Annotated in this window: 22 protein-coding genes and 2 tRNA genes; 16 read left to right on the top strand and 8 right to left on the bottom strand. The window is 74.0% G+C overall.

The features are described 5' to 3' along the window. Positions 1 to 22 precede the first annotated feature (22 nt). From HPC71_RS14295 to HPC71_RS14230, 14 genes are all read left to right on the top strand, one after another. A complete protein-coding gene (locus tag HPC71_RS14295; RefSeq protein ID WP_154616974.1) occupies positions 23 to 730 on the top strand; it encodes a hypothetical protein in 708 nt (235 codons plus the stop codon). Between the two features lie 32 nt (positions 731 to 762). Beyond that, positions 763 to 1,806, top strand: a complete 1,044-nt coding sequence (locus HPC71_RS14290; RefSeq protein ID WP_154616973.1) for a hypothetical protein — start codon at positions 763 to 765, stop codon at positions 1,804 to 1,806. Positions 1,807 to 1,895: 89 nt separating this feature from the next. Further along, complete coding sequence (dusB, locus tag HPC71_RS14285) at positions 1,896 to 3,041, top strand: tRNA dihydrouridine synthase DusB (RefSeq protein ID WP_412033873.1); 1,146 nt, start codon at positions 1,896 to 1,898, stop codon at positions 3,039 to 3,041. A 131-nt stretch (positions 3,042 to 3,172) separates the two neighbouring features. Continuing rightward, positions 3,173 to 4,081 carry a VldE C-terminal domain-containing protein gene (locus tag HPC71_RS14280; protein ID WP_154616971.1) on the top strand — a complete coding sequence of 303 codons (909 nt, stop codon included), beginning with the start codon at positions 3,173 to 3,175 and terminating at the stop codon, positions 4,079 to 4,081. 42 nt (positions 4,082 to 4,123) lie between these two features. Next, complete coding sequence (locus tag HPC71_RS14275) at positions 4,124 to 5,392, top strand: deoxyguanosinetriphosphate triphosphohydrolase (protein ID WP_154616970.1); 1,269 nt, start codon at positions 4,124 to 4,126, stop codon at positions 5,390 to 5,392. A gap of 34 nt (positions 5,393 to 5,426) precedes the next feature. After that, positions 5,427 to 6,341, top strand: a complete 915-nt coding sequence (locus tag HPC71_RS14270; RefSeq protein ID WP_171896828.1) for a 2-hydroxyacid dehydrogenase — start codon at positions 5,427 to 5,429, stop codon at positions 6,339 to 6,341. A gap of 28 nt (positions 6,342 to 6,369) precedes the next feature. After that, positions 6,370 to 8,268, top strand: coding sequence for a DNA primase (gene dnaG / locus HPC71_RS14265; RefSeq protein ID WP_171896827.1), 1,899 nt, complete (start codon positions 6,370 to 6,372; stop codon positions 8,266 to 8,268). A gap of 24 nt (positions 8,269 to 8,292) precedes the next feature. Further along, a complete protein-coding gene (locus HPC71_RS14260; protein WP_216656424.1) occupies positions 8,293 to 8,817 on the top strand; it encodes a hypothetical protein in 525 nt (174 codons plus the stop codon). Positions 8,818 to 8,872: 55 nt separating this feature from the next. Continuing rightward, positions 8,873 to 8,945: transfer RNA gene (locus tag HPC71_RS14255), tRNA-Asn, on the top strand. Positions 8,946 to 9,062: 117 nt separating this feature from the next. Continuing rightward, positions 9,063 to 9,136: transfer RNA gene (locus tag HPC71_RS14250), tRNA-Ile, on the top strand. A gap of 245 nt (positions 9,137 to 9,381) precedes the next feature. Further along, positions 9,382 to 9,615: a type II toxin-antitoxin system HicA family toxin gene (locus HPC71_RS14245; protein WP_216656423.1), complete on the top strand. Its 234-nt coding sequence runs from the start codon at positions 9,382 to 9,384 to the stop codon at positions 9,613 to 9,615. Between the two features lie 13 nt (positions 9,616 to 9,628). Then, positions 9,629 to 9,982: a hypothetical protein gene (locus tag HPC71_RS14240; RefSeq protein WP_154616969.1), complete on the top strand. Its 354-nt coding sequence runs from the start codon at positions 9,629 to 9,631 to the stop codon at positions 9,980 to 9,982. Next, on the top strand, positions 9,979 to 10,446 hold the full coding sequence (locus HPC71_RS14235; protein WP_154616968.1) for a DUF6941 family protein: 468 nt from the start codon (positions 9,979 to 9,981) through the stop codon (positions 10,444 to 10,446). Before HPC71_RS14240 ends, HPC71_RS14235 begins: the two co-directional genes overlap by 4 nt. Before the next feature lie 273 nt (positions 10,447 to 10,719). Continuing rightward, entirely contained in the window at positions 10,720 to 13,377 is a 2,658-nt protein-coding gene (locus tag HPC71_RS14230; protein ID WP_154616967.1) for a PKD domain-containing protein, read from the top strand. A 338-nt stretch (positions 13,378 to 13,715) separates the two neighbouring features. On the opposite strand, the gene HPC71_RS14225 is transcribed toward HPC71_RS14230, so the two are convergent. The 3 genes from HPC71_RS14225 to HPC71_RS14215 all read right to left on the bottom strand — a co-directional run bounded on the left by HPC71_RS14225 (position 13,716) and on the right by HPC71_RS14215 (position 16,370). Further along, positions 13,716 to 14,024, bottom strand: coding sequence for a hypothetical protein (locus HPC71_RS14225; protein ID WP_154673238.1), 309 nt, complete (start codon positions 14,022 to 14,024; stop codon positions 13,716 to 13,718). A gap of 70 nt (positions 14,025 to 14,094) precedes the next feature. After that, complete coding sequence (locus HPC71_RS14220) at positions 14,095 to 15,300, bottom strand: ScyD/ScyE family protein (protein ID WP_171896826.1); 1,206 nt, start codon at positions 15,298 to 15,300, stop codon at positions 14,095 to 14,097. Positions 15,301 to 15,413: 113 nt separating this feature from the next. Then, a complete protein-coding gene (locus HPC71_RS14215; RefSeq protein WP_171896825.1) occupies positions 15,414 to 16,370 on the bottom strand; it encodes an ArsR/SmtB family transcription factor in 957 nt (318 codons plus the stop codon). 68 nt (positions 16,371 to 16,438) lie between these two features. On the opposite strand from HPC71_RS14215, the gene HPC71_RS14210 reads away from it, so the two are divergent. Beyond that, positions 16,439 to 17,722 (top strand): MFS transporter, encoded by a 1,284-nt coding sequence (locus HPC71_RS14210; protein WP_216656422.1) that lies wholly within the window; start codon positions 16,439 to 16,441, stop codon positions 17,720 to 17,722. On the opposite strand, the gene HPC71_RS14205 is transcribed toward HPC71_RS14210, so the two are convergent. Next, positions 17,719 to 18,219, bottom strand: a complete 501-nt coding sequence (locus tag HPC71_RS14205; protein WP_154616964.1) for a DUF2243 domain-containing protein — start codon at positions 18,217 to 18,219, stop codon at positions 17,719 to 17,721. The genes HPC71_RS14210 and HPC71_RS14205 overlap by 4 nt on opposite strands. Before the next feature lie 178 nt (positions 18,220 to 18,397). On the opposite strand from HPC71_RS14205, the gene HPC71_RS14200 reads away from it, so the two are divergent. Further along, positions 18,398 to 19,210 (top strand): MBL fold metallo-hydrolase, encoded by an 813-nt coding sequence (locus HPC71_RS14200; protein WP_154616963.1) that lies wholly within the window; start codon positions 18,398 to 18,400, stop codon positions 19,208 to 19,210. A gap of 39 nt (positions 19,211 to 19,249) precedes the next feature. On the opposite strand, the gene HPC71_RS14195 is transcribed toward HPC71_RS14200, so the two are convergent. The 4 genes from HPC71_RS14195 to HPC71_RS14180 all read right to left on the bottom strand — a co-directional run bounded on the left by HPC71_RS14195 (position 19,250) and on the right by HPC71_RS14180 (position 24,942). Continuing rightward, positions 19,250 to 19,372: a DUF3072 domain-containing protein gene (locus HPC71_RS14195; protein WP_154673233.1), complete on the bottom strand. Its 123-nt coding sequence runs from the start codon at positions 19,370 to 19,372 to the stop codon at positions 19,250 to 19,252. Between the two features lie 130 nt (positions 19,373 to 19,502). Beyond that, the gene (locus tag HPC71_RS14190) at positions 19,503 to 20,111 is read right to left on the bottom strand and encodes a helix-turn-helix transcriptional regulator (protein ID WP_154616962.1); all 609 of its coding nucleotides are present in this window, start codon (positions 20,109 to 20,111) and stop codon (positions 19,503 to 19,505) included. A gap of 107 nt (positions 20,112 to 20,218) precedes the next feature. After that, positions 20,219 to 23,422, bottom strand: a complete 3,204-nt coding sequence (locus HPC71_RS14185) for a response regulator (protein ID WP_154616961.1) — start codon at positions 23,420 to 23,422, stop codon at positions 20,219 to 20,221. Positions 23,423 to 23,484: 62 nt separating this feature from the next. After that, positions 23,485 to 24,942: a serine/threonine-protein kinase gene (locus HPC71_RS14180; protein WP_171896824.1), complete on the bottom strand. Its 1,458-nt coding sequence runs from the start codon at positions 24,940 to 24,942 to the stop codon at positions 23,485 to 23,487. Between the last annotated feature and the right edge of the window lie 131 nt (positions 24,943 to 25,073).

The raw sequence follows: 25,073 nt of genomic DNA, 5'->3' as shown, positions 1-25,073 counted from the left end.
CCCCGGCGTGCACAATCGAGGGATGCGTCCGTCCCGCCCCGCCCGCGCGGCGCTCGCCGGCCTCCTGGCCGGCAGCCTGCTGCTCACCGCCTGCTCCGACGACTCCGACGACCCGTCGGCGGAGGGCAGCGGGTCGCCGACGAGCAGCGCGGGCACGGCGTCGGCCAGCGCCACGCCGTACCTCCCGGTGCCCGAGGGCGTCGAGCTGACCCCGCAGGGCAGCGAGCTCGAGGTGGGGGAGACCGCGACCGTGGCCTACGAGCCGCGGCAGGACCAGGTCGGCGTGCTCTCGATCCGGGTCGACCGGATCGAGAAGACCTCCTTCAAGGAGTCCTTCCGCGGCTGGCAGCTCGACGCCGCGACCAAGAAGGCCACCCCCTACTTCGTGCGCGTCACCGTCGCCAACGAGGGCGAGACCAACCTCGGCGGCCGCCGGGTCCCGCTCTACATCGTCGACGGCCGCAACACCCTGGTCGAGTCCTCCTCGTTCGCGAGCCGCTTCGACCCCTGCCCCAGCACGCCGCTGCCCAAGAAGTTCGGCCCCGGCAAGAAGACGAAGGTCTGCCTGGTCTACCTCGCCCCGGACAAGGGCGAGCTGACAGCGGTGAGCTTCCGCCCGACCCAGGAGTTCGCCCCGATCACCTGGACCGGCCCGGTCGAGAAGGTGAAGAAGCCGGGCAACGGCAAGAAGGGCAAGGGCAAGGGCGGGAAGAACCGCAAGCAGGGCTGAACCTTCCCGGCGCCGCGAGCGTCGGACCGGGCATGAGGAAGACCGTCCTGCTCGCCCTGGTGGGCCTCGCCCTGCTCCTGCCGGCCGCTCCCGCGGTCGCCGGCCCCGACGACGACCTGGCGCGCGGCCCCGACGCCGACCTCGCGTGGGTCGAGCGGCTCGCCCAGCCGCGCGGCGCCGCGCTGCTCCACCTGCGCAGCGGCAAGGAGCGGCGGATCGGGGTGCCGCGGGACCCGGCGTACTCCCTCCGGCTGGTCGGGCCGTCGAACCTCGGGTGGCTGGTGGCCCAGCAGCGGCAGACCTCGGTGCGGTTGTACGCCGTCGGCGGCAGCGGCGGCGCGCGGGAGGTCGCGCGGGCCTGGGACCGGGAGAACGGGACGTACTTCCTGCAGTCCTTCCACCCCTACCGCGTGCTGCGGTGGACGAGGGACCGCGACGGCGGAGCGGTCGGCGTGGTGCTGTCCCTCACCGGTGAGGCCCTCGGCGAGGTGGTGGCCCGGCTGCGGCTTCCCGGCGAGGTCGGCACGGCGCTGCGCTGGGACGGCGGCGGCGTGCGGATCGCGCTGCCGGGGCGGACCTGCACCTGGGTCCCGCCCGAGCCGGTGGATGACACCGAGGAGTCGCTGACCTGCGTCGACGTGCACAGCGCGGTCGTGGCCCCGAAGCACGACCTCGCGATGGTCGAGACCGCCGAGGGGCGCTACGGGCCGACCTCGCTCCGCGCGCCGGCCACCCCCGCCTGGGACGCGGCGTTCGTGCCGAGCGCGATCTCCGCCGACGGCACCCTCGTGGCCGGCGTCGCCCCCACCCCGACCACCCGCCACGAGGACCTGCAGGTACGTCGTGTGGACGACGGCCGGCTGCTCGCGACGCGGCGGCTGACCCACCAGGTCGGCGACCAGGTCTGGTTCGAGAAGGACCGCGGCGGCCTCGTCTACCTCTCGGGGGTGCCCGGCCGCGGCTACGTGCTCGTCCGGTGCCTGGTCGACGCGGCCGCGGGCGGCGCGGACTGCGCCCGGGCCAGCCGCTACCGCCGCGAGTGGGGCTTCGCGGTGCAGGGGACCGTCCTGCGCTGAGCCGGATCTGAGCCGGATCTGAGCCGGATCCGAGCCGGATCTGGGTCGGATCTGGCCGGATTTGGGTCGGCCCGCCGGGCCGCCGGACAATGGCCGGCATGACCTTGCCCACCTCGCTGACCCTCGGGTCGCTGCGCGTGGAGACCCCCGTGGTGCTCGCGCCGATGGCGGGCATCACCAACGCGGCGTACCGCCGGCTCTGCGCCGAGCAGGGCGCCGGCCTCTACGTCTGCGAGATGATCACCAGCCGCGGGCTGGTCGAGGGCGACCAGCACACCCGCGACATGCTGGTCTTCGACGAGCTCGAGACCACCCGCTCGGTCCAGCTCTACGGCACCGACCCGGTCTACGTCGGCAAGGCCGCGGAGATCCTCTGCGCGGAGTACGGCGTCGCCCACATCGACCTCAACTTCGGCTGCCCGGTCCCCAAGGTCACCCGCAAGGGCGGCGGCGGGGCGCTGCCCTGGAAGCGCGGCCTCCTCGGCCGGATCCTCGAGCACGCGGTCGCGGCCGCGGCGCCGTACGACGTGCCGGTCACGATGAAGACCCGCAAGGGCATCGACGCGGACCACCTGACCTACCTCGACGCCGGCCGGATCGCCCAGGAGACGGGCGTCGCGGCGATCGCGCTGCACGGCCGCACCGTCGCGCAGGCCTACTCCGGTGAGGCCGACTGGGACGCCATCGGCGAGCTGGTCGCCGCCGTCGACATCCCGGTGCTCGGCAACGGCGACATCTGGGAGGCCGCCGACGCGGTGCGCATGGTCGAGCAGACCGGCGCCGCAGGCGTCGTCGTCGGGCGCGGCTGCCTGGGCCGACCGTGGCTCTTCCGCGACCTCGCGGCGGCCTTCGGCGGCGAGCAGGTCGCGACCCTGCCCCGGCTGGGCGAGGTGGCGGCGATGATGCGCCGGCACGCCGAGCTCCTGTGCCAGCACATGGGGGAGGAGCGGGGCTGCAAGGAGTTCCGCAAGCACGTCTCGTGGTACCTCAAGGGCTTCGCCGCGGGCGGCCAGATGCGGCGCTCGCTCGGCCTGGTCGACAGCCTCGCGGCGCTCGACGCGCTGCTGGCCGACCTCGACCCCGACGAGCCGTTCCCCGCCTCGGAGCTGGGCGCGCCGCGCGGTCGCCAGGGCTCCCCGCGGAGCAAGGTCGTGCTGCCCGAGGGCTGGCTCGACGAGACCGACGGACTGGGGTGCGTGGCTCCCGAGGACGCCGACAGCGCGACCGGTGGGTGAGACGACGCACAGCAGTTTTTACCGTTGATCTTTCACGGAGATCGGCGGAGGTGTGCCACGGTGGGACCGCGCCGGTCCAGCGACGAAGCTGACCGGCCGTCCCATGCCAGCAACTGCAAAGGATCAACGCTGTGGCAGACCACCGCCACAAGCGGGACGCCAATGCCCGCCGCAAGCCCCGTGCCGCCCTCGTGGCCGCACCCGTCGCGCTCCTCGCGACCGTCGGCGCCGTCACCCTCGGTGTCGCCGCGACCCCCTCGTCCGCCGAGCTGGTGGCCGCGACGGCACGTGAGGCGAGCACCCCCAGCCCGTCGATCGACACCCAGTTCGAGCGCCAGCCGGTCGTCTCCCGCTCCTCGGACCGGATCGAGCGCAAGCCCACGAAGGTCGAGCGGATCACCGCCGCCCCCGCCGTCCGCCGCGCGGTCGCCCAGGCCGACACCCGGAAGTGGACCACCACCACGCTGAACCTCTGGGACGCGCCGGGCGAGGCGGCCGACAACGTCGGCCAGGTCGACGCCCTGGAGAAGGTGCTGGTCACCGGTCGTACCCTCTTCGGCCGCGAGGAGATCGTCGTCGACGGCACCGCGCGCTGGGTGAGCCGGGGCTACCTGGTCGCCGAGAAGCCCGAGACCGAGGAGGCCGAGACCGAGGCCGGCTCGGAGGATGCGGCCACCGAGCCGCAGCTCGGCGCCGCCTGCACCAACGGGACCTCGGTCGCCTCCGGCGTGAGCCCCAACGTGGTCAAGGTGCACGAGGCCGTCTGCGCGGCCTTCCCCGAGATCTCGACGTACGGCACCTTCCGCGGCGACGGGGAGCACTCCCAGGGCCTCGCGGTCGACATCATGGTCAGCGGCGACCGCGGCTGGGAGGTCGCGGAGTTCGTCCGCGCCAACCACGCCGCGCTCGGTGTCTCCTACCTCATCTACGCCCAGAAGATCTGGTCGGTCGAGCGTGCCGGCGAGGGCTGGCGCGCGATGGAGGACCGCGGCTCCACCACGGCCAACCACTACGACCACGTCCACGTCACGACGTACTGAGCGCTCGGGCCGGGGGCGGGTCCCTCTAGGCTCGCCTCCGCCATGAGCACCGAAGAGCTGTACGACGCCGCCGCGCGGGAGCGGATCGTCCCCGAGCCGCCCAAGCGTGTCGACGCCCCCGAGCGCACCGCCTTCGAGCGCGACCGCGCCCGCCTGGTGCACGCGGCCGCCTCCCGGCGGCTGGCGGCGAAGACCCAGGTCGTCGGCCCGCAGACCGACGACTTCGTCCGCAACCGGCTGACCCACAGCCTCGAGGTGGCCCAGGTCGCGCGCGACCTCTCCCGCGCGCTGGGCAGCCAGCCCGACATCGCCGAGACCGCCGCGCTGGCCCACGACCTCGGCCACCCGCCGTTCGGCCACAACGGCGAGCGGGTGCTCGCCGAGCTCAGCGCCCCGTGCGGCGGCTTCGAGGGCAACGCCCAGACGCTGCGGCTGCTGACCCGGCTGGAGGCCAAGACCTTCGGCCCGGACGGCGCCTCGGTGGGGCTCAACCTCACCCGGGCCACGCTGGACGCCTGCACGAAGTACCCCTGGCCGCGCGCCCGGGCCGAGGCGCCGCACGGCGTGCACGCCGACGGCTCCCCGCGCGAGGTCAGCAAGTTCGGCGTCTACGACGACGACCGGCCGGTCTTCGACTGGATGCGGGTCGGTGCGGTCGGCGAGCGGCAGTGCCTCGAGGCGCAGGTGATGGACCTCGCCGACGACGTGGCCTACTCCGTCCACGACATCGAGGACGGCATCGTCGCCGGCCGGGTCGACCTGACCCTCCTCGACACCGCCGCGGTCTGGGAGACGGTCCGCGACTGGTACGTCCCCGACGCGACCGACGACGTGCTCGACGAGGTGCTCACCGGCCTGCGGACGCAGGGGTCCTGGCCGGCCACGCCCTACGACGGCAGCCGCCGCGGGCTCGCGGCGCTGAAGAACCTCACCAGCGACCTGATCGGCCGGTTCTGCGGCGCGGTGCAGCACGCGACGTACGCCGCGGGGGAGGGGCCGTTCGTCCGCTACCGCGCCGACCTGGTCGTCCCGGAGGCGACCCGGCTGGAGATCGCGGTGCTCAAGGGCATCGCGGCGCGCTACGTCATGCAGGCTGAGGACCGGGTGGCGTTGATGGAGCGCCAGCGCGCGCTGGTCGCCGACCTGGTGGGGACGTTGGTCGACCGGGGCCCGGACGCGCTCCAGCGGCCCTTCGCCGAGGACTGGGCCGCCGCGGCCGACGACGCCGCGCGGCTGCGGGTCGTCGTCGACCAGGTCGCCTCGCTGACCGACGCGAGCGCGGTGGAGTGGCACGCCCGGCTGTGCCGCTGACGCCGACGCAATCCCTACCGGTAGGGTCGACAATGTGAGCGACCGACTCGTCTGGCTTCCGTTCGACCCCGCCGAGCTCGGCGACGCCCCCGAGGGGCTGCGCTACGAGGTCGTCGACCCGACGCGGGAGGTGCCGGACTCGGTCGAGGACGTGCGCTTCTACGTGCCGCCGTACCAGATGGGGCCGGCGATCGGCGACGTGCTGCCGCGCATGCGCAGCCTCGAGGTCGTCCAGCTGCTCTCCGCTGGCGTGGACAACGTCCGCTCGCGGGTGCCCGAGGGCGTCGCGCTGTGCAACGGGCGCGGCATCCACGACACCTCGACCGCCGAGCTGACCCTCGCGCTGATCCTCGCCTCGCTGCGCGGCATCCCCGACTTCGTCCGCGCCCAGGACCGCCACGAGTGGACCCCCGGCTGGCGCCCGGCGCTGGCCGACCGGCGGGTGCTGCTCGTGGGGCACGGCGCGATCGGGGAGGCCATCGAGGCGCGCCTGCTGCCCTTCGAGGTCGAGGTCGTGCGGGTCGCCCGGACCGCCCGCGAGGGCGTGCACGGCATCGACGAGCTGCCCCGGCTGCTGCCCGACGCCGACGTCGTGGTGCTGATCGTGCCGCTGACCGCCGCCACCCGCGGGCTCGTCGACGCCGACTTCCTGGCCCGGATGAAGGAGGGCGCGCTGCTGGTCAACGTCGCCCGCGGGGCCGTGGTCGTGACCGACGACCTCGTCGCGGCGCTCCACTCCGGCCGGGTCCGCGCGGCGATCGACGTCGCCGAGACCGAGCCGCTGCCCGCCGACAGCCCCCTGTGGGACGCCCCCGGCCTGCTGGTCAGCCCCCACGTCGGCGGCGCGAGCAGCGCGATGTGGCCGCGCGCCCACCGGCTGGTCCGCGACCAGCTCCACCGGTACGCCGCGGGCGAGCCGCTCCACAACGTGATGACCGGCGAGTACTGATCCCCGCCCGGCGCCTAGGATCGGCCCCGTGGCAGGCCTGATCCGCGAGGAGAGCATCGCCGAGGTGCGCGAGAAGGCGCGGATCGACGACGTCGTCGCCGAGCACGTCACGCTGCGCAACGCCGGCGGCGGCTCGCTCAAGGGGCTCTGCCCCTTCCACGACGAGAAGTCGCCGTCGTTCCACGTCACCCCGAGCCGGGGGTTCTTCCACTGCTTCGGCTGCCAAGCCGGCGGGGACGTCATCAAGTTCGTGATGGACATCGACGCGCTCTCGTTCGCCGAGGCGGTCGAGCGGCTGGCCGACAAGTTCGGCGTGCAGCTGCGCCACGAGGAGGGCGACATCCGCGAGGACCGCCCCCGCGGTCCGCAGCGCAACCGGCTGGTCGAGGCGCACAAGGTCGCCCAGCAGTTCTACGCCGAGCAGCTCTCGACCCCCGACGCGCTCGCCGCGCGGCAGTTCCTCGCCGAGCGGGGCTTCGACCAGGCCGCGGCGGAGATGTTCGGCATCGGCTTCGCCCCGCGCGACGGCGACGCGCTCTTCAAGCACCTGCGGCAGAAGGCGTTCTCCCAGGAGGAGCTGGTCGTCGGCGGCCTCGTCGCGGTCGGCCGCTCGCCGTACGACCGCTTCCGCGGCCGCCTGCTCTGGCCCATCCGGGAGGCCGGCGGCGACACGATCGGCTTCGGCGCCCGCCGGATCTTCGAGGACGACCGGATCGACGCGAAGTACCTCAACACCTCCGAGACGCCGATTTACAAGAAGAGCCAGGTGCTCTACGGCATCGACCTGGCCCGCAAGGACATGGCGCGCTCCTCCCAGGCCGTGGTGGTCGAGGGCTACACCGACGTGATGGCCTGCCACCTCGCCGGCGTCACGACCGCCGTGGCGACCTGCGGCACGGCCTTCGGCGACGAGCACGCGCGGGTGCTGCGCCGGTTCATGCACGACCACGAGGAGTTCCGCGGCGAGGTCATCTTCGCCTTCGACGGCGACGCCGCCGGGCAGAAGGCGGCGCTGCGGACCTTCGCCGGCGACCAGAACTTCGTGTCCCAGACCTACGTCACCGTCGAGCCCGACGGGATGGACCCGTGCGACCTGCGCATCCAGCAGGGCGATGCGGCGGTCCGCGAGCTGATCGCCCGGCGGGTGCCGCTCTACCGGTTCGTGCTCGGCAACGTCGTCGGGAAGTACGACCTCGACCGCGCCGACAGCCGCGTCGACGCGCTCCGCGAGGGCGCCCGTCTCGTCTCGAGCGTCCGGGACCGATCCAAGGTCGACGCCTTCGCCCGCGAGCTCGCCGGCATGGTCGGCGTCGACATCGAGCAGGCCCGCTCCGAGGTGCGCCGCGCCCAGGCCCGGGGCCCCGCGAAGCCCGACCAGCGGGGCGGCCGCCGCGCGGAGCCCCAGCCGGAGCAGCCGGCCGAGCGGCCCGCGCGCACGCCGGTCCCGGACCTGCGCGACCCGCGCTTCGCGCTCGAGCGGGAGACGCTCAAGCTGGTCATCCAGTACCCCATGGCCATCGGCCGGACGACCTCCGAGATCGGCTCCGAGGACTTCACGCACCCCGTGTACCGCGCCGTGTGGGGGCTCGTCGCCGCCGCGGGTGGCCCGGTCGCCGGCTCCGGGGACGCGCAGTGGGCGGGCCGGCTGCGCGACGCGGCCACCGACCCGCTGGTCTCCTCCACGATCAGCGCCCTGGGCGTCGAGCCGATCCGCACGGCGAAGGAGCCCGACGCGGCGTACGTCTCGATGCACGTCTTCGGGCTCCTCGAGCTGACCGCCCTGCGGCGCATCGCGGACCTGAAGTCGAAGCTCCAGCGCACCAACCCGGTCGAGAACGCCACGGAGTACAACCGGATGTTCGGCGAGCTGGCCGCGCTGGAGCAGCACCGCCGCACCCTGCGCGAGCGGACGGTCGGCCAGTCTTGAGGAGCCAGTCATGAGGAGCCAGTCATGAGGATCCCCGTGCCCGCCGCGCTGGCCCGCTCGCTGGCCCGCTCGCTGCGTCGCGAGCGCCCCGACCTCGACGTACGCCGCGGCGAGCGCCTGCTCGCCTGGGCGGAGACCTCGGTAGGGCTCGTCGGGGGGACCCGCGAGGCGTTGTACCTGCCCGGCCGGCGCCTCGCGTGGGAGGAGGTCGAGTCGGCCCACTGGGACCGCGACACCACCGAGCTCCTCGTCCGCGAGGTGGGCCCGCCGGGCGTTCCGTCGCCGGTCCACCGGATCCTGCTCGCCGAGCCCGGCCGCCTGCTCGAGCTGGTCCGCGAACGGGTCAGCGCCAGCGTCGTCCTGACCCGCCACGTGCCGGTCTCCCGCGGCCGCGGACTGCGCGTCGTGGCCCGCCGCCCCGCCTCCGGGGACCGCGCGCTGACCTGGGGATACGTGCTCGACGAGGGCCTCGACCCGGCCGACCCGGCGGTCCGCGAGGCGGCCGAGCGGGGCCTGGCCGCGGCCCGTGCCGAGGTCGAGCCGGGCTGACCCCCTCGATTTTCCCCGGCCGCTGGGCCTTGCTAGTGTGTGCGCGCTGCACCGATCCCCTGTAGCTCAACTGGCAGAGCATTCGGCTGTTAACCGGAGGGTTGTTGGTTCGAGTCCAACCGGGGGAGCAGAGCGAGGGCCTGGCACGACGTGCCAGGCCCTCGATGCATTTCGTGCAGCCCCGCTCCGTGCCGGCGAGCACGCTCGCGTAGGGTCCCCCTGCGCGCCTCGGGGACGGGGCCCGCGGGGCGTTAGCTCAGTCGGTCAGAGCAAGGGACTCATAATCCCTGGGTCGTGGGTTCGAGCCCCACACGCCCTACCCACCGGGCATCGGCGAGTCAGCGGTACTGCGCGATCTCTGCGGCAGGAGGTAGGCGGGGCCGTTCGTACGCGGTGGGGGATGCGCAACCGTCGCGGTCGGCGGCGGCAAGTCGCCGTGGTTGCTCGATATACGCAGTGCGTACTGAGGCGCGCCTGCTGGCGATCGAGCCGCAGATCCCGCCTCCGCACATGGTGAGGGTCCGAGCGGCAGCGGTGAGGCGGCACAGCACCTAGGGTGGCGGCGTGCCGCAGTTCCCCTCGATGAAGGCGAAGGATCTCCTCGCCGTTCTCCTGCGGGAACCACTCGGATACGCGATCGTTAGGCAGAAGGGCTCACACCGGTTCCTGGAAGCTCCTGGACGACCGAGGGTCTTGTTCTCGTTCCACGATGGTGCGACAGTGCCTCCGGGACTCGTCCGCAAGGTGCTTGTGGGTACCGTTGGCTTGAGCAGTGAGGATGCGCTCAAGCTGCTGTGAAAGGGAGTCACGCATGATCGTCAGGGTGCGGTATCACCGCGAGGCAGGCACCGTCTGGGCGGATTCGCCCGACGTCGAGGGTTTCGTCGTGACGGGATCAGACCTCGTCGAGGTTCGGGATCTGGTGCGTGAAGGTTTGCCGTTCTATCTCGATACTTCAGACATCGACGTGCGCGAGGTGTTGGACGAGTCGTCGGCGCCAGTCGTCCAGTCGTCCTTCGGCAGCGAACTGTCGATTCTGCAGCTTCAAGGCGGGTCGCAGGCCGTCGGAGGCGTGCGGAAGGCTGATCTCGCAGTTCCGCACGTTCGCGCCCCCCGTGGCACCCTCAAGACGGTCAGTTCGACCAAGGTGCCTGCCACCGCATGAGGGCCACCCTCATGCTCTGCGACTACGCAGCGGTCGCGGACGGCAAGCTCTACATCTCTGGAGGGGGCTGGAGCGTCACTGGGCCCGAACCTTCGCCTTCGGCCGTCGCGATCAAGATCGACGTTCCTTGGACTCAGGCGAACGATCGGATCCACCTGCAGCTCCGCCTGCTCGGCGAAGATGGTCATGCGGTCGTCGCCCAGACCCCGGTGGGGGAGCTCCCCGTCGAGGTCCAAGGCGAGTTCGAGGTCGGCCGTCCGCCCGGACTAAAGCACGGCACTCCTATCGATGTACCAATGGCGTTTCCGTTCGGTCCGCTTCCCATCCTTCCTGGCAAGCGGTACTCGTGGGAGCTTCGTCTTAACGGAGATACACAGCCCGACTGGCACCTGGCCTTCACCACTCGGGAACTGCCGGAGTCCCCTCCCGGGATCTACACCGTCGACCCAGCGGCAGAAGCCTGAAACGTCGCTGACGCCGACGTCGCTCAGAACGAGAAGTTCGGGCTCGCCCGCGCTGGTGCCGTTTGCCGGTTCAGGCGAGTTCCGGACGCTGGCGGATGGGCCCGACGAGGAAGCAAGGGACTCATAATCCCTGGGTCGTGAGTTCGAGCCCCACACGCCCTACCAGCGCGAGCCGGGCCGCCGTCTACCCGACTTCAGGCATGACGCCTGGGTCGAGCCGTCCCACTCTGGAGCAGGTGACCGTCACGACGGCGGCGCTCCGGAGGAGGAACCGTGCTCACACGTGCGTTGGACGAGCAGGTGCGGGCGACGCTCGCGGTCGGGGTCACCGCGGCGGTCGCTGCCGCCGGGCTGGCGGCCTGGTCGGCCCCGCCGGCGGCAGCGGCCGTGCCGTCCGTGACCGCGACCCTGGTCCGCACGGTGGCGACCTCCGGGCTCACCCCGCCGATCCCGGACCCGGCGGGGATCGTCTACGTCCCCGAGCGGGACCGCTTCCTCATCGCCGACTCCGAGGTCGACGAGACGCCGATCTACCAGGGCTCGAACATCTTCGAGACGACCCGGGCGGGAGCCGTCGTGGACCGCGGGGTGACCACGGCCTACACCAAGGAGGCGGCCGGCATCGGCTACGACCCGGGCAGTGGCCACGTCTTCGTCTCCGACGACGACCAGTTCCGCGTCTACGAGGTCGACCCCGGCGCCGACGGGCGGGCGGGCACCGCCGACGACACGCGTACGTCGTTCAGCACCGCCGCGTTCGGCAGCACCGACCCCGAGGACGTGACCTTCTTCCCGCCCACCGGCGAGCTGTTCGTCCTCGACGGCGCCGACCACGACGTGCACCGCGTGGGGCCGGGCCCCAACGGCCGGTTCGACGGCGTCGCCCCGACCGGTGACGACGTCGCCACGGAGGTCGACGTCCAGCGACTGGGCGCCGAGGACCCCGAGGGCATCGGCTACCACCCGGGGCGGGGCACCCTCCTCGTGGTGGACAGCACCTCCGAGGCGGTCTACGAGCTCAACCGCCAGCTGATGCCGGTCAGCCGGATCGACATCTCGGCCTCCGGCCAGGTCTTCGCCGCGGGCATCACCGTCGCCCCCGCGCTCGACGAGCCGGCCCGCTGGGACCTCTACGTCGTCGACCGGGGCGTCGACAACGACGCCGACCCCGACGAGAACGACGGCAAGCTCTACCAGCTGCGCGCCACGCTCCCGCCGATCGGCAACCTCGAGCCCGTGGTCGCCGCGGGCCGAGACCTCCCCGTCGTCGTCGGTGCCCCGCTGGCCCTCGCGGCCGGCGTCCGCGACGACGGCCTGCCCGGGCCCGGCACCACCATCCGGTGGACACGTGTCTCCGGGCCGGGGACGGTCACCTTCTCCACCCCCGACGCGGCGACCACGACCGCCCGGTTCACCGCGGCCGGCGTCCACGTCCTGCGGGCCACGGCCTCGGACGGCGCCCTGACCGGCAGCGACGACGTCACGGTCACGGTCGTGCCCGCGGGCGCGCCGCTGCCGCTCGACACCCCGGTCGCAAAGGCCTTCGACGACGTCGAGCAGCGCCCGACGGGGTACGCCGACTGGCTGGGCTCCAGCCTGAACATCCCCCGGGCCGGCACGACCGCGCAGACCATCGGCATCCGCTTCGACGACCTCCTCGTGCCCGAGGGGGCGACCATCACCGAGGCGTGGGTCCAGTTCCGGGCAACCGGTTCGAACAGCGCCGCGACCGACGTGACCATCGCCGGCATCGCCCAGGACGACACCGCGACGTTCACGACCTCCTCGACCACGGTGTCCTCCCGCCCGCGGACGGCGGCCACCGTGTCGTGGTCCCCGCCCGCCTGGTCCAGCGGCCAGGCCGGCGCCGCCCAGCGCACCGCCGACCTCCGCACCGTGGTGCAGGCGGTCGTCGGTCGGCCCGGCTGGCGCTCGGGGAACGCCCTGGCCCTGGTCATGACCGGCACCGGCGAGCGGCGGGCGTCCTCGCACGACGGCGCCACCCCGCCCGTGCTCCACGTGGCGTACACCCTGGCGGGCCCGAGCAACACCCCGCCCACGGCGTCGTTCACCGCCAGCTGCTCCGGCACGACCTGCTCCTTCGACGCCGGTGGCTCCTCGGACGTCGAGGGCCCGGTCGCCGGCTACCGGTGGACCTTCAGCGACGGCGGCTCCGCCACCGGGGTCTCGGCGAGCAGGACCTTCGCCGCCCCCGGCACCTACCAGGCGACGCTCACGGTCACCGACTCCGCCGGGGCCACCGGGTCGACCACCCAGGCGGTGACGACGACCTCGACGGCGTCGGCCATCGGCTTCCGCGGCGTGGCCCGGGCGGCCGGCAACACCACGGCCGCGACGCTCCGCGTCCCGACGACGGTGCAGGCGGAGGATGCCCTGCTGCTCTTCGGCAGCGCGAGCGCGGGCGACACGGGGATCACGCCTCCGTCGGGCTGGACGCAGGTCGCCGACGTGCGCACGGGCAGCTCCCAGCGCACGCTCGTGTGGAGCCGCGTCGCGACCGCCGCGGACGCGGGGTCGAGCGTGACCCTGCGCTTCGCGAGCCTCACCAAGGTCGCCCTGCAGCTGGTCGCCTACCGCGGCACGTCGCCCACCGCACCGCTCGGGCCCGTGGCCACCCGGTCCGAGACGACCGCGACGACGTCCCACACGACGCCGACCGCGACGGTCGCCGGCTCGGGGAGCTGGGTCGTGTCGTACTGGGCCGACAAGTCCTCGACCACCACGGACTGGTCACCGCCGGCGTCGGTCGTCAGTCGCGACGAGTCCATCGGCAGCGGCAGCGGCCGCATCGGAGCCCTCGTCGCCGACAGCGGGGGACCGGTCCCGGCCGGCGCCGCCGGTGGGCTGACCGCGACCACCGACGTCGCCAGCCGGGCGGCCCTGGTCACCGTCGTGCTCCGGCCGCGGTGAGCGGGGCCGAGCGGGGCCGAGCTGGGCCCGGCGCTCTCCGTAGGACCGCACGGCGTCCTCGAGCTCCGCGCTCGCGGCGTCGATCATCTCGAGGTGGTCCTCGACGGCGGTCTCGGCCGTGAAGAAGGCCAGGTTGAGGGCGTCGAGGTCGGCGGCTGCTCGGATGAGCCTCCGCAACCGGGCGCGCAGGTCGGGATCGGTCGTCTCGGGCATCTGCTGATTCCATCCGTGGGGTCCAGGTGAGGTGACACCTGGACGGGTGATGGGGAAGCGGAGCGACCGGGGGAACCCACGACGGCAACGGGGCCTCGGGGCGGGCGCAGGGTACGTAGTGCGGTTCAGGAGTCCTCGTCGAGGTCGACGTAGTCGCGGCGGACCTGCTCGAGCCAGCGCGAGGCCGGCTCGCCGGTGACCGCGACCAGGTAGTCGACGAGGTGCATGGCGATGTTCGCGAGGTCGAGGATCGCCATCTCGCTGGCCGTGCTGGCCCCGAAGGAGCCCTCGAGCTCGGCCCAGCCCTGGCGGTAGACGCGTTCGAAGTCCTCCGGCAGCCACTCCCCGGAGGGGGTGTTGACCCGCATGGTCAGCAGGGACATCGCCCAGTCGGTGATGGCGTCGAAGTCCGGGTCGCTGCTGCTCGGGTCCATGGACCCAGCCTGCCGCGACGCTGGTGGGGCGTCGCGGCAGGCCGGTCGGTTCGGTTCAGCTCGGTTCGGCTCAGTCCAGTCGCATGAGCGACCCGGGCCCGAAGACGGGCCCGGTCAGGTAGATGTCGCCGTTGCGGGCGACGTCGACGCCACCGGGGGCGTTGAGCTCACCGGGGACGAGCTCCCGGGTGTGGGTGTGGTGGCGGTGCGACGTGATGCGGAAGAGCCCGCCGACCTCGGCGCCGGGGGTGCCGGCCTCGGCCTGGAGCCACGACGCCTTCGACAGGCTGAGGGCGTAGATGCCGCCCTTGCGGTCCGCGGCGAGGTCGACGATCGAGGTCAGGCCGTCGGCGTAGCGGGTGCAGGCCGGCCGGTGGTGGCGCCGGGGGGCGGCCTGGTGCGCGTCGTACGGCGCCGGGTCGCAGACCGCATCCTCGGAGCCGGGCCGGATCCGCCAGACCTGGGAGGTGCCCGGCGTGGCCGGGAAGCCGCGCAGCTCGCTGACGTACCAGTAGCCGTCCGCGCCCACCGTGACCGAGGTCGTGACCGACTCCGCGGGGATCATCGGAGGCATCGGTGCCGGCGCCGGGGTGTCGCCGGCACCGCGGCCCGCGGACAGGCGCAGCGGCGCCGCCGGCGGCTCCTCGGGGAGGTTGTCGGGGATGGCGACGACCCGCGGCGCGAACCGGGCGACGGTCTTGACGGTGCCGTCGGGCCAGACCCGCAGCAGGTCGTTGTTGCCTGCGTCGGCGACCAGGACGGTGCCGTCGCGCAGGGCGTGGAGGCCGAAGGGGTTCGTGTCGGTCGGCACGTCCTCGATGTCGTAGGGGTCGGGGTCCTCGGCCTGGTAGGCGGCGAGGTCGGCGACGACCTGCAGGCCACCGGCACGCGTCCAGGAGTACAGCGTCGCGCCGCCCGGGGGGATGTCCGCCGCGGCGGCGCCACCGCCGGTCAGGAAGTACACCTTCCCGCGGGCGGCCGAGATCGCCTGGGCGAAGCCCGCGGCCGCGGGCAGGCCACCCAGCTCGCGCACGACGGCCGGACCGCCGCGGCGCTCGACGACGAGGCTGAAGGTGCCGTCGTCCTCGGTGACGAGGGTCAGGCCGCGGCCCACGGAGTCGACCCCGCGGGGCCCGCTGAGCGAGGCGATCGTGGTGAGGTCGTCGGGCTCGGGTGCGACGCGCGCCTGGGCGGGGCCGACGGTCGAGGCGGCGAGGGCGGCGCCGGCCGTCAACGTGGTCAGGGCGGCCAACAGCGTGGTCCGTGGTCGGGTCATCATCATCCTCCGGTGGGGGGCAGGGCACGGACCTCCATTCGAGTCCTGCGCCGCCCCCGGCCGCATCTCCCACATGGGGGGTTTCCGCGCGCCCCTGCCGGCCCCGAGTGCGCTCAGCCGCCCCGCAGCAGCCGGTCGCCGAGCTCGGAGCGCAGGTAGAGCACCGCGCGCCCGTGCCGCGCCGAGGTGAGCAGCCCCGCGGCGCGCAGCGCCCGCAGGTGCTGGTTCACCGCGCTGGTCGTGACCCCCAGCCGCACGCCCAGCTCGGTGGAGGAGGCGGGGGAGTCGAGCAGCGCGAGCAGCGAGGCCCGCGCCTCGCCGACCAGGTCCGCCAGCGCCCGCGGACCGGTCACGCGGTCGGCCATCCACAGCGTGCCGACCCCGCGGGCGGCGTACATCACCTGCGGGGGTTGCTCGGGCGTGATCGGGGTCGACCCGCCCCGGGAGAACAGCGAGGGCACGAGCGTGAGGCCGACGCCGGTCGTCGAGCGCCGGTAGCCGTCCCGGTCGGACGTGGTCACCTGCACGACGTTGCCGACCAGCCGCATCCGCACGCTGAGGTCGTCGAACATCGCCGCGAGCCCGCGCTGGGCGATGACCCGCCCGCGGTGGGCGACGTCGGCCTCGAGCACCGCCCGCATCCGGGGCCACCAGGGCTCGAAGCAGGCGTCCCAGAACCCCTGCACCGCGCGTACGACGCGGGGCAGGACGCGGTCGGTGCGGCCGGCCAGGGCCGGGGGCAGCTCGTCGTGCACCTCGAGCAGCTTGGCGCGGACGACCCGCGGGGGGAGCGCGGCGACGCCGGCCAGCTCGTCGGCGAACCGGGTGAGCGGGGAGGTGGGCAGCGGGTGCAGGAAGTCGGGGGTCCACAGCCGGTCGTTGGTCAGCGCCGCCAGCACCTCGGTGTCCAGCCCGGACCGGGCGGCCTCGGTCATCCGCAGCCAGGGGAGGTGGTGGGGGTAGCGCCCGGGGTCGCGGAAGATGCGCAGCGCGAGCCCCACCTCGTTGAGCGGCGAGATCGCGAAGCGGACCTCGCCGAGGTCCAGCTCGCCCAGCTCGTACTCGATCACCGGGCCACCATGAAGCAGGACGCTACATCGTTGGCGCCGGGTGCTCGGCCCGTGGGAGAACTGCGCACGTGCTGAAGCGGACCCTCTTCCCCGACGACCCCGTCGCCCGTGCGCTCTCGCTGGCGACGATGGCGGGCTCCTTGTCGACCGGCCTGTTCTACAGCGTGAGCGCGCTGTACTTCACGACCGTCATCGGGCTCTCCGCGACCACCGTCGGCACGGGCCTGACCATCGCCGGGGCCGCCGGCGTCGCGGGCTCCTACCTCGGCGGGCGGCTCGCCGACCGCTTCGGCCCCGACCGCGTCCAGCAGGCGGCCACGGTCGTCCAGGCCCTCGCGCTCCTGGCCTACGTCGCGGCCGACGACGTCGTCTCCTTCGTGCTCGTCGCGTGCGTGGCCGTCGCCTCCCGCGCGGTGCAGGGGACCGCGAAGCAGACCCTGCTCGCGCGCTGGTTCACCGGCCCCGACCGGGTCGGCGTGCGGGCCCGGCTCCGCGTGGTCACCAACGTCTTCATCGGCCTCGGCACCGCCCTCGCCGCGCTCGCGCTCCTCGTCGGCACCGCCGCGGCGTACCGCACCACGATGGTCGTCGTCGGGTTCGTCGCTCTCGCCGCTGCCGTGCCGCTCGGTGGACTGCGGGCTCGCGTCGTCGGGCTCACCGAGGCGTTGCGACCCCTCCGGGGCCGGCACGCCGCACCGGACGCCCCGCGCGGGCGCTCGCCCCTGCGCGACCGCACCTACCTGACCAGCACCGCCCTGACCTCGGTGATGGCGCTCCAGTTCGGCCTGCAGAACGTCGGCGTCCCGCTCTGGGTCGCCCACCACACCGCGGCGCCCGACGTGATGGTCTCGGTGCTCCTGCTCACCAACACCGTGCTGGTCGCGGCCCTGCAGGTGCGAGCCTCGCGGGGGACCCACGAGGTGGTGACCGCTGGCCGGGCCGTGCGGCGCGCGGGGCTGCTCCTCGCGGTGGCCTGCCTGGTGCTGGCCGCCTCCGGGTCGGTCGGCGTGGTGGCCGCGATCGTGCTGCTCCTGGTGGCGGAGGTGGCCAGCACGGCGGGGGAGATCCTCTCCGAGGCCGGCACCTGGGGCCTGGCCTTCGAGCTGGCCGACCCGCTGAACGCCGGGGCCTACCAGGGCGTGAGCCAGATGGGCTACTCGATCGCGGGGATGCTGGCGCCCCTCGTCGTGACCGTCACCGCGATCGAGCACGGGACGGTCGGGTGGGTGGTGCTTGGCGCGGTGTTCGCCACGGCCGGCTCGCTGGTGGCGGTCGTCGCCGCGCGCGCGTCCCGGGCGCCGGTCGCCGTGCCCGCCCCCGCGCCGACGGGCGCGGTGGAGGCCTCGGCCTAACCGGCCCGGACGGCCCGGCTCGCCGTGCCCTCGGCCAGCGCCCGGTCGCCGCGGCGGTGGAGGAGCCAACCGCCGAGGAGGAGCAGCACGCCGGAGGCGAGGAACCCGAGGTCCCACGAGAGCGGTGCGCCGAGGTCGTCGCGGACGTGGTGGACGCCGAGGAGGTGGTGGTTCACGACCCCCTCGACGAGGTTGAACAGCCCCCAGCCGGCGAGCACGAGGCCGAGGTGGAAGGACCAGGTGGGCGCGAGCCGCCCCTGCTGCCAGGCGCGGACGGTCAGCACGGATCCGGCGACCACGCAGAGCCAGGCCAGCACGTGGAACAGCCCGTCGGCGAGGGTGTTGGCCTCCAGGCCGGCGACGGTCGTGGTCGGGTAGTCGTCGACGTGGCTGACCATGTGGTGCCACTGGAGCACCTGGTGCAGCACGATGCCGTCGACGAACCCGCCGAGGCCGATGCCGTAGAGCAGGCTCGCGAGCCGGGACGGTCGGTTCATGGGCACGCAGTACCCGTCGGCGGCCGTCCACAAATTAGCCGAACGGACGATTCCCGCCCCCGGCGTCGGGAGCTAGATTCCTCCGCGCCGGGCCGTGGTCACACCCCCCAGTTCCACGGCCCGGCGCTCACCTCTCGCCGCACGGTTGGCCCGGTCCCCGAGCGGGAACCCCGGCGGCATGACTCCTCCCGCGAACGACGGCCCCTCGGCCGCGTCCCTCGAGTTCGTCGGCACGGCCACGACGATCCTGCGGCTCGGGCCGTTCACGCTGCTCACCGACCCCAACTTCCTGCACCGCGGTCAGCGCGCCTACCTCGGCAAGGGCCTGTTCTCCCAGCGGCTGACCGAGCCGTCGCTGCAGCCGGCCGACCTGCCGGCCCTCGACGGCGTGCTGCTCAGCCACCTCCACGGCGACCACTTCGACCGGATCGCGCGCCGCGAGCTCGACCGCGGCCTGCTGGTCGCCACCACGCCCGCCTCGAGCCGGACGCTCACCCGCTGGGGCTTCGCCGGCGCCCACGGCATGCGGACGTGGGAGTCGCTGGACCTGGCGAGCCGGGGCAGCCGGCTGCGGATCATGGCCGTCCCGGGGCAGCACGGCCCCGGCCCGGCCAAGCACGTCATGCCGCCGGTGATGGGCAGCGTGCTGGAGCTGGAGGAGCCCGGGCGGCCGGTCTTCCGGGTGTACGTCAGCGGGGACACGCTGTTCCGTCCCTACCTGCGTGACGTGGTGGACCGCACCGGCCCGCTCGACGCCGCGGTCGTCCACCTCGGCGGCACGCGCGCCCTCGGTGTCCTGGTGACCATGGACGACCGGCAGGGCGCCGACCTCGTCGACCTGCTGCGCCCGGCCGTCACGGTGCCGGTCCACTTCGACGACTACACGGTCTTCCGGTCCGACCGCGCCGACTTCCTCGAGCGGTGCCGCGAGCGGGGCCTGCCCACCCAGCTGCGGACCGTCGAGCGCGGCGGCCGGGTGGACCTGACCTGACCCCGGAGCCGACCCGGCCGGCCGACCCGGCCGGCCCGCTCAGGCGTCGGCTCCGCGCCCGGTCGCCTGCTGGAGCCGGTCGATGTGCTCGGACGCCTCGGCCTTGGTGAGGTCGGCGGAGACGTTCATCGCGGCGTTCGCATCTGTGTTCGAATCACTCATGGCCGCCCCGTACCCGCGGCCCCCGGCGACAAACCCGCCCGCCGAGCCCGCCGAGCCCGCCGAGCCCGCCGAGCCCGCCGAGCCCACAGAGCCCACAGAGCACCCGCCGAGCACCGTGCGCGGCGCCGGCTCAGTAGCCGCGCTGGATGCCCCAGGCCACGGCCTGCGAGCGCCGGGAGACACCGATCTTGTGGTAGATCTGCCGGATGTAGGTCTTGACCGAGTTGACCGAGACGAAGAGCTCCGCGGCGATCTCCAGGTTGCTGCGGCCCCGGCAGATGAGGGAGAGCACCTCGGCCTCGCGGGCGCTCAGCGAGTCGCGGGTCGAGTCGCGGAGCGCCAGGGCCGGCCCCGGTGCCTCGACGGTCCCACCGCGGTGCACCACGTCGATGACGCGCACGAGCTCGTCCGCGTCGACGGCCTTGGAGACGAAGCCGCACGCGCCTGCGGCGAGCACCCGCCGCACGCTGCCCTGGTCGAGGCGCCAGGTGAAGACGACGACCCGGCCGTGGGTGCGCCGGTGGACGTCGGCGAGGTAGGACTCGATGTCCAGCGGCCTGCCCAGGGGATCGCACAGCACGACGTCGGCCACCGCCGGCTCGTCGACGACCGTGAGCCGCCCGGCGTACGGGGCGAGCATGCCCTCGACCCCGGTGGTGACCAGCTCGGACTCGTCCACGACACCGACCCGGACGGGGCGACGACGCCCCGCGGGGGCCTTGTCTGGCGCGCTGTTCATGATGGGTAGAACCTAGGCGGGTCCGGATGCCCCACCCGACCCGAACTGGTCGCCCGAAGGGGTGAAAAAGGCCTGGTGAGCGGCCAGGTCGGCGCCGATCGTGGGCGTCAGGAGGACGCGGAGTACCCAGCCCGGTAGCCCTCGAGCAGGCGCTGCCCGCGCTCGACGGCGGCCTCGAGCGCGGCGAGCACCGGGAGGGCGCCCTCGGTCGTGCCGGCGTCACCGAGGAGCTCCAGCTCGCGCGCGGTCAGCCCCACGTCGGTCACGCCCAGGTTGAGCGCGCTCCCGGCCAGCTTGTGCGCGGCCTGGCGCATCCCGTCGACGTCGTCGCCGGCGACCAGCTCCCGCAGCCGGTCGACGGCCGGCCCGGTGTTGGCGAGGAAGTTGCCGATGGCCCGGTCGAGGTAGGCGGTGTTGCCGGGGTCGAGGTCACGCAGCATGTCCAGCCGCTCGACGTCGAGTCCGTCCACGGGGTTCGACGGTGACGGCTCCACAGGTTCCTCCTCGATCGACGGCGCGGGACCGGCGGCCCCGATCCACTGCGACAACACGGCCCCCAGCGCGGCCGGGTCGACGGGCTTGGTCAGGAAGTCGTCCATCCCGGCGTCGAGGCAGCGCTCGCGCTCGCCCTCGACCGCGGCCGCGGTCATCGCGATCACAGGTACCCGGCAGCCGTCGGGCTCACGCCGGCGCAGCTCGCGGGTCGCGGCGTACCCGTCCAGGCGGGGCATCTGCACGTCCATCAGCACGGCGTCGACCGACCGCTCCGCGAGCACCTCGAGCGCCTCGACGCCGTCCTCGGCGGTGAGGACGCGGTAACCCATCGACTCCAGCAGGCCGCTGGCCACCATCTGGTTGACGGGGTTGTCCTCGACGACGAGCACCTGCTGCTCGGCCCCGGCCCGCGGTTCGGGCTCGCGCGCCACCGGTGAGGCCTCGACCCCCGCCAGCACGCGGAGCAGCACGCCGCGCAGCACGGGCGCGAGGACCGGCTTGGTCAGGCAGCTGGCGATGCCGGCTGCGGCGACCTCGTCGGGGTCGACGCTGGTGAAGGAGGTGAGCATGACCAGGCTGAGGTCGTCGTACGCCGCGTCCCGGCGCAGGGCCCGGGCCAGGTCGAGGCCGTCGCGGTCGGGCATCGCCATGTCCAGCAGCGCTGCGTCGAACGGGTCGCCCTCGTCGCGCGCCCGGGCGAGCACGGCCTCGGCCTCGGTGGCGCTGCCGACGCTGACCGCGCGGACCTGCCACCAGCGCAGCTGCTCCTCGAGGATCAGCCGGTTGTGGGTGTTGTCGTCGACCACGAGCACCCGGCGGTCCGCCAGCCAGGTGCGGGCGTGGGCGTCGCCGGCGTCGGGGGCGGTGCCGGTGGGCTGGTCGAAGACCGCGCTGAAGGAGAAGACGCTGCCGCCGCCGGGGTTGGCGGCGAAGCCGATCCGGCCGCCGAGCGCCTCGACGATCTCCTTGGAGATGGCCAGGCCCAGCCCGGTCCCGCCGTAGACGCGGGTGGTCGAGGCGTCGGCCTGGGTGAACGGCTCGAAGAGGCCCGGCGCCTTCGTCGGGTCCACCCCCACCCCGGTGTCGGCGACCTCCACGTGGAGCCGCGTGCGGCCGCCGTCGACGGGCGCGCAGGTCGCCCGGACGAACACCTCGCCGCGCGGGGTGAACTTCACGGCGTTGGAGACCAGGTTGGTGAGCACCTGCGCCAGGCGGGTGGGGTCGCCGGCCAGCACCTCGGGGACGTCGGGGTGGCAGGAGACGATCAGCTCCAGCCCCTTGGCCCGGGCGCTCTCGGCCATGACCGCGGCGACCTGGTCGAAGACCGGCCGCACCTCGAAGTCGACCTCCTCGAGCTCCAGGCGTCCGGCCTCGATCTTGGAGAAGTCGAGGATGTCGTTGATGACGCCGAGCAGCGCCCGGCTGGCCACCTGCACGCCCGAGGCCAGCCGCAGCTGGTCGGCGTCGAGGGCGGAGCGCAGCAGCAGGTCGTTGAGGCCGATCACCCCGTTGAGCGGGGTGCGGATCTCGTGGCTCATCGTGGCGAGGAACTCCGACTTCTGCCGCGAGGCCTCCATCGCCTGGTCCCGGGCGGCGGCCAGCTGCCGCTCGGCCTGCTCGCGCTCGGCGACCCGGGCCATCTGCACGGCCACGGCCTCGACCATGTCCTGGACCATGCGGTGCCGGGTCAGCGGGGGCGCGGAGGTGATGACGACGACGGCGTGCACCCGGCCGGCGTAGGAGACCGGGAAGGCGATCGAGAGCCGGTCCTCGTCCCACACCGAGCGGCCCTCGTCGAAGGCGCGCTCGGCCAGGGCCAGCTCCCGCGCGACCCGCTCGGGATCCTCGGCGTCGGCGCGCCGGTCGTCCTCGGTGACGTAGTACGGCTCGACGCCGCTGCCGTCCTCGCGGGCCATGAAGCCCCGGCCGCGCTCCCAGTCGTCGTGCAGCAGCACGAGGTCGCGCGCCTGGCCGAGCAGCTCGTGCAGCGACCGGGCCTCGTTGGCGGCCGAGGCCACCGCCTGCATCAGCACGTTCTGGTTGACCTGGTCGACGAGCGCGAGCTCGGCCTCCTTGGCCGCGGTGACGTCCTGGTGGGTGCCCGACATCGCGACGGGTCGGCCGTCGGGGTCGTGGTGGCACACGCCGCGCCCGCGCGTCCAGACCCAGCCGTGCGCGCCACGGACCCGTCCCTCCCACTCGAACGGCCCGCCGATCTCGAGCGCCTCGCGCACCGACCGGGCGACGACCTCGCGGTCGTCCTCGTGCACCACGTCCAGGAACTCCGCGTACGTCGCCGGCCACTCCCCGGCGGGGACGCCGTACAGCTCGTGGATCTCCGGTGCTCCGGTGACCACGTCGTGGACGACGTCCCACGACCAGCTGCCCAGGCGGGCGATCCGGTGCGCCTCGGCCAGCCGGCTGCGGCTCTCGACGAGCTCCTCGATGTCGCGGCGGCGGTCGCTCCACTCGGTCATCCGGTGCAGGACACCGAGGAGCTCGCCGTCGGGGCCGTGCAGCGGGGACTCCCGGGTCAGCACCCACGTGGAGGTCCCGTCCGTCCGCTGCAGCCGGACCTCGACCTCGCGCTCGTTGAACCGCCCCGCGCGGAGGTCCTCGAGGTGCGCGGCGAACTGCTGCCGGCCGACCTCGTCGAGGGTGTCGAAGACCGTGAGGTCGGACGCCGCCTCCGGGGCGACGCCGACCATCCGGGCGAGCGCGGGGTTGGCGTAGCGGATGCGTCCGTCGAGGTCGAAGACGCAGTAGCCGTCGGGGGAGGTCTCGACGACGGCACGGAACATCGCGTCCAGCTCCATGCCGCTCCCTCCGCCTCGCCCGCCTCCCCGCCGCTCACCCTAGGGGGTGGGACGGTCCGGGCTCAGCCCTCCCCGGCGATGGCGTACCGGCCGTCCTCGAAAGCCAACTCCAGCTTGACGTCGTCGCGGATCGAGCGGCCGTTGGAGAGCGTGTAGGTGTACCGGTACCTCACCGACGGGCCCGAGGGGTCGGCCTCGACCCGCTCGACCTCGACGGAGTCCACGTCGCCCCAGAAGCCGGCGTACCCCGGCAGTCCGCCGCTGGCCTCCTGGAACTCCGGGGTGAGCATCGCGAAGCCCGCGGAGGGGTCGGCGGCGGCGGTGGTGAGGTAGTCGCGGACGAAGGCCTCGATGCCAGCCTCGGTCGGCCGCGCCGGTGGCGACGGCTCGCCGGTCGCGGACGCCGGCGGCGAGGTCGTGGCCGCACCCGCCTCCCGCCCCGCGTCGTCGCCCCCACCCCTGCCGAGGAGGTAGCCGCCGACGGAGAGCAGCACGACCGCGGCCAGCCCGAGCAGGACCGGCACGAGGCGTCCGAGGCGGCGGCGCGGCGCGGCGTGGCCGGGGCCCGGGGCGGGAGGTCCGCCGGCCGCGGGGGGCGCCGAGGTCCGCACGGTCGCCTCGGAGGGCGGGGGAGGCGGCGGGGTCGGCCCGCGGTCGGCGCGGGCCAGCAGCTGGGTGCCGAGCTCGTCGTGGTGCGAGGCGCGCGCGACCGGCACGGGCCGGTGGGCGGCGGCGTCCGGCCCCGCCTGGAGGAAGTCGCGGACCTGCGCCATCGACCAGCGGTCGCCGGGCTCGCGGGTCATCGTGGCGGCGAGCAGCGGGCGCAGCCAACCGGCGTCGTCCAGGCGCGGCGGGTCCTCGTGGACGATCCGGTACAGCGCGCCGAGCAGGTTCTCCCCGACGTCGTACGGCGGCCGGCCGGCCAGCGCGTGGAACAGCGAGGCCCCGAGGGACCACACGTCGCTCGGCGGGGTGGCGAGCCGACCGCTGGCGACCTCGGGCGCGAGGTAGGCGGGGGAGCCGGTGACCAGCCCGGTCCGGGTGAGGGAGGCGTCGGCCTCGGCCCGGGCGATGCCGAAGTCGGAGATCTTCACGCGCTCGTCGGGGGTGACGAGCATGTTCGAGGGCTTGACGTCGCGGTGCACGACCCCGGCGGCGTGCGCCGCGGCGAGGGCATCGGCGGCCTGCCCGATCAGGTCGGCCGCGGTGTCGGGGTCGAGCGGCCCGCGGATGCGCACGAGCTCGGCGAGGGTGGTGCCGGCGACGTGCTCCATCACCAGCCAGCGTTCGCCGTCCTCGTCGACGAGGTCGAAGACCGCCACCACGTGGGGGTGGTTGAGCCGGGCAGCGAGCCGTGCCTCGCGCTGGGCGCGCTCGAGGTCGGCGCCGTCGCCGCCGGGCGCGAGCCCGATCCGCTTGAGCGCGACCGCGCGCCCGAGCACCTCGTCGCGCCCCAGCCAGACCGCGCCCATGCCGCCCCGGCCGATCTCGCGCTCGAGGGAGTACCTCCCGGCGATCACCCGTCCCGGCCCTCCTCGTCGCTCCCCACGCGTGCAAACCGAGCCAGCGTAGCGAGGACCCGTGCGGAGCCCGGTGGGCGACCGCGTGGTCCATGCGGCAGGCTGGTGGGCAGGTACCCAGCGCGACGAAA

It is taken from the genome of Nocardioides marmotae (assembly GCF_013177455.1).
Taxonomy (GTDB): Bacteria; Actinomycetota; Actinomycetes; order Propionibacteriales; family Nocardioidaceae; genus Nocardioides; species Nocardioides marmotae.
Note: the sequence above shows the minus strand (reverse complement) of the source record. Positions and strands in the feature narration are given on the sequence as shown.